This is a genomic window from Aquabacterium sp. UBA2148 (assembly GCF_002328915.1).
Lineage (GTDB): Bacteria > Pseudomonadota > Gammaproteobacteria > Burkholderiales > Burkholderiaceae_C > Aquabacterium > Aquabacterium parvum.
Genome location: NZ_DCXA01000302.1, coordinates 1 through 4,462, shown reverse-complemented (window position 1 = coordinate 4,462; position 4,462 = coordinate 1). Strand labels below are relative to the sequence as shown.

Here is a 4,462-nt window from a genome sequence, read left to right as displayed (position 1 = left end):
AGCACCTCCACGGCGTCGTGCTGGACGATTCGCAGGTTGGTCAGGCCGCGCTCGCCGACCTGCTTGAGCAAGGAGCCCACGCCCGGCTCGTGAACCTCGCAACCGATGAAATCGGTGTCCGGCAGGGTGTCTGCGATCTTGGCCGTGGCGTCGCCCATGCCAAAACCGATCTCCAGCACAACGGGGGCCGTGCGGCCAAAGACGGTCGGGAAGTCCAGGGGCTGGGCGGTGTAGGGCAGCACAAAGCGCGGGCCCAGCTCGCTCAGTGCCTTGGCCTGGCCTTCGGTGGTTCGGCCGGCCCGCATCACGAAGCTTCGGATGCTGCGGGGATGGGCCACTTCGGGAGGGGTGCTGCCTTCAGGCGGGCAATCTTGCTCGTTCGGGGAGGTCATGGCGGTATTTTAGGGTTGGGGACAGCCCTGATGCCAATTGGCGCGGGTGTGCAGCCTGCCCGTGACGCAATTGACGGATCCCCACCTGGCCCTGCAACAGGCTGTGTTTTCCATGGCTGCTTCTGAGATGCTTCTTCTCAACAGAACACGCACCGGAGTCCACCATGGCATCGATCACCAGCTTCACCCGCCAAGGCCTGCTTGCGGCGAGCCTTTCGCTTGGCGCATCGGCGGCCATGGCTTTGCCGATCACCATCCCCACGACTTTCATCGATGCCGAAGCCACCTTCCGCTTCAACTCAGACACAGCCGACCTGATGAGCGTGCTGGGCATCGGTGTTTCGGCCTTGGGTAACTCGGTGGACGATGGCTCGCACTGGAATTTTGCGATGCCCGTGACGCAGGTATCGCTGGACGTGTCGCTGTTCAAGCTCAAGCCCTTGTCAGGCGCTGCGTCGGGCTCCGGTCTGCTGATCTACAACACCGAAAGCGGTGGCGCGCTGTCGCTGGCGAACTTCGGGCTGGATTTCAAGCGCAATGTGCTGACGGCCGATCTGGGCACCGTTGATGGCAAGATCACCAAGTCTTTCGATGTCTTCAATTTCTCGGTCACCAAGGGCTTGCACCTGTCCACCAGCGGTGGGCTGTCGATGCAGATGCAGCTCGACAACATGATGCTGACCCAGCAGGCGCAGACGGCCTTCACCTGGTCGCTGGCCCTCGATGAAATCGCACAGGCCGGCCTGCCGACGCTGAACTTCGGTTCGCTCGGCGTTGACATCAACCCCTCGCTGCGTTTTGGCCTGTCAAGCAAGCCGCTGGTGTCGGCGGTGCCCGAGGCGTCCGGCCTGGGCATGCTGGCAGCTGGCATGCTGGCGATCGGTGCGATCACGCGACGCCGCATGAAGGCCTGATCGAGCGGCCCGCGATGGCGCTAGAATCGCGCTCATTGCGGGTGTCGTTCAATGGTAGGACTCTTGCTTCCCAAGCAAATAACGTGGGTTCGATTCCCATCACCCGCTCCACGCTTCAGCGTCTCTGGCTGAAGGGGGGCTTGGGCGTCACGTGACGGTAGTCCATGGCTGTGTCGCAGCCCTTTGGCGTGGCTTGGCGTCCTCCTTTGTCTCCTGTCGGCTGCCCAGCCTTGATTTTTCAATGCGGGCTGTGGCTAGGCTGAATGCAGGATTTAAGTAAATCGTAGTAGGTCCTCCTCACTGGCAGGCCAGCCATGTGTTCGTTGGGTCTGGAGGGGACACATGGATGTCGGGGGGACTTAAGTGAGCATTTCAAAGGCGCCACTCGTGGTGGACCTCGATGGAACGCTGATTGCAACTGACACGCTCGCTGAGTCTGTCGTCAAGCTCATCAAGCGTTCTCCCCTGAATTTGTTTCGCCTGTTTTTTTGGCTGCTTAGGGGGCGAGCGTCGCTCAAAAGCCAAGTGGCGGCTTTGGTGGAGCTGGATGCAAGCCGGCTGCCGTACCGACAGGAATTGTTGGCGTACGTGAAGGCTGAGCGTGCCGCCGGTCGCAAAATCGTCCTTGCGACCGCTGCGCATGAGTCAATCGCGTCCAGGGTCGCGTCGCATTTGGGGCTTTTTGATCTCGTTTTGGCCACCAAGGGTTCCCGAAACCTCAAGGGTGACGAAAAGCTCAAAGCCATCCGGAGCGAGGTGGGCGAGAGATTCTCATACGCGGGCGACAGCGCAACAGATTTGCCTGTTTGGTGCGCTGCCGAGTCCGCCTTGCTTGTTGGCGTGTCGAACACCGTGGCGAAGTCGGTGCGTGCGAAAAACACCCTGATCGAAAGAGAGTTCGCCGTGGATTCAGGTGAATTCGGCACTTGGCTGAAGGCTCTGCGTGTTCACCAGTGGGTAAAGAACTCTCTTTTGTTCGTGCCATTTTTCCTGGCCTTCGGGTATGTGGATCCCTTTGAACTTGTGTGGCTGGTCATCGCATTCTTTGCGTTCTCGTTCGTGGCGTCCGCCACTTACGTCGTCAACGACTTGTGGGACCTTGATAACGACCGAGGTCACCCCAGGAAGTGCAAGCGCCCCTTTGCGAGTGGTGCGTTGTCGATCCCTCGGGGGTTGGCGGTTTCAGGCGCCCTGCTGGTGACTGGATTCGGTGCTGCGCTGGTGGTGACCCCGGCGTTCTGTCTGATGTTGTTGGTCTACCTCGTTGTCACGAGCGCCTATAGCTGGTTTCTCAAGGGCTACGTCCTCATGGACGTGATGTCCCTGTCGGTGCTTTACACCCTGCGAATCCTGGCTGGTGCGCTCGCATCGACCGCGACCATCAGCTCGTGGCTCCTGGCTTTTTCCGTTTTCATGTTCCTGAGCCTGGCACTGGTCAAGCGCTGCGGTGAGTTGGTGTCGCTCGAGGCTGCAGGCGGCGAGGCAACGACGGGGCGCGATTACCGGGTGACGGACTTGGCTGTGCTGTGGCCTCTTGGCGTCGGCGCGGCCCTATCTGCGGTAGTCGTTTTTGGGCTTTTCATCAGCTCGCCAGACACCACGAACCGCTACGGCGCCCCCGAGCTGCTCTGGTTGGCTGCGCTCGGGTTGATTTATTGGCTGGCCCGCTTGTGGATCAAAACGTCCCGCGGGGAAATGCACGATGACCCGGTGGCATACGCCATCAAGGATAGGGGCAGCCGCATAACGGTCCTCTTCATGCTGGGCATTGTTTTGCTGGCCCATTCATTACACATTCCCTTGTGATCATGAAAACACTTGGCATCGCGGTTTTCAGCATTGCCCTGTCTGTTATGGCGCAGTTCTTCCTTAAGAGCGGGATGTCCAGCGACCGATCCAAGCAGGCGATGGCTTCCGGGCTGTCCTTGTCTGGTTTGATCGATCTCTTTTCGAACTGGCACGTCTTGATCGGGTTCGGGCTTTATGGGTTTGGTGCCATCGCCTGGTTGTTGGTTTTAGCGAAATGGGACGTCAGCAAAGCCTACCCTTTGGTCGGCTTGGGTTTCTTGTTCAGCTTGGTCATCGGGCATTTCCTGGGCGAGGAGGTGACACTGGCGCGCGTTGCGGGCGTCACGTGCATCTGTGTAGGCGTGGTCCTGGTCGGTCGTAGCTGAGGCTTTCACGCGTGGGGCAGGCGGGCGACATGAAGCATGAAAAACTGTTTGCAGCAGGGCTCTGGGCCGCCATCGTGGCGCTCATGACCTTCATGTCGATCCCCGAGTCTCTGGTTCTGGGCGATGGCAAGGAATACCTGGCCTATGTCATGGCGTTCGTGGATCACGGAACGCCCCGGTTGACCCCCGACGACTTGCTCGGCATGGAGGCCTTGCTGAAAGCGCGGCAGCCAAGCTTTCCAGTCGAGATGGCATTGTTTGGCAAAGAAACATCGCTGGGCGGGCTGGGCTTCGGTCAGGGCTTTGTCTCTTCCCCTGCAGGCGAACTCTTCAGCTTGCACTTCTGGCTGTACCCGATGCTGGTCGCCCCGTTTTTTGCGTTGTTCCAGGGGTTGGGTTGGGCGCCGATGGGCGCTTTCACACTTTTCAACGGTGTGATGCTGCTGTTGGTTGTGCAATACATGATGCTTTGCTGGAAACGGCCCACTTGGCAGAAGCACGCGATGGCTTTGGTGTTCCTGTCGGTGGGAGCGCCCTTCTACATTTGGTGGGCTCATCCCGAGGTCTTCACGGCATGTCTCTTGATGCTGGCCCTCTTGATGGCGTCGGATGGCCGACACGGCCCCGCCATGCTAGTGGCGTCGCTGGCTTCAACGCACAACCCGCCTGTTTTCATTGTCACGCTGCTGATTGCAGGCTGGGCCATGGTTTCGGCCCAGCGGACTGGATTGTTGCGCCCTGCGGTGTTCTTGCGTGAGTCCATCAAATGGCTGCCCTGGGGGGGAGTGAGCGCCTTGATTGCCGCCTTGCCTGCGGCGTATTTTTTGTTTTTCCTGGGTGTGTCGAACCCCATCGTCGCGAGCGGATCGGCGGATTTTTCCTTAATCAGCCTTGGCAGGCTTTTCTCCATGTTCTTTGACCTGAACATGGGTTTGATCGTCGGCGCGCCGGGTTTGGTGCTGGCGTTCTTGGTTTTGTTTTC

At 59.5% G+C, this 4,462-nt stretch carries 4 protein-coding genes, 1 tRNA gene and 1 pseudogene; 5 read left to right on the top strand and 1 reads right to left on the bottom strand.

All coding sequences use genetic code 11. From position 1 onward, the window contains the following. Nucleotides 1–392: pseudogene (locus B2W70_RS16655) on the bottom strand (tRNA (guanosine(46)-N7)-methyltransferase TrmB); the annotation flags it as partial. Nucleotides 393–556: 164 nt separating this feature from the next. On the opposite strand from B2W70_RS16655, the gene B2W70_RS16650 reads away from it, so the two are divergent. From B2W70_RS16650 to B2W70_RS16630, 5 genes are all read left to right on the top strand, one after another. Continuing rightward, a complete protein-coding gene (locus tag B2W70_RS16650) occupies nucleotides 557–1,306 on the top strand; it encodes a hypothetical protein (protein WP_286747375.1) in 750 nt (249 codons plus the stop codon). A gap of 37 nt (nucleotides 1,307–1,343) precedes the next feature. Beyond that, nucleotides 1,344–1,417 (top strand) — tRNA-Gly (locus B2W70_RS16645). Nucleotides 1,418–1,669: 252 nt separating this feature from the next. Then, the gene (locus B2W70_RS16640; protein WP_286747372.1) at nucleotides 1,670–3,112 is read left to right on the top strand and encodes a UbiA family prenyltransferase; all 1,443 of its coding nucleotides are present in this window, start codon (nucleotides 1,670–1,672) and stop codon (nucleotides 3,110–3,112) included. Nucleotides 3,113–3,114: 2 nt separating this feature from the next. Beyond that, entirely contained in the window at nucleotides 3,115–3,480 is a 366-nt protein-coding gene (locus tag B2W70_RS16635) for a hypothetical protein (RefSeq protein WP_286747371.1), read from the top strand. 29 nt (nucleotides 3,481–3,509) lie between these two features. Continuing rightward, on the top strand, nucleotides 3,510–4,462 hold a 953-nt coding region (locus tag B2W70_RS16630; RefSeq protein ID WP_286747369.1), incomplete at its 3' end, for a hypothetical protein.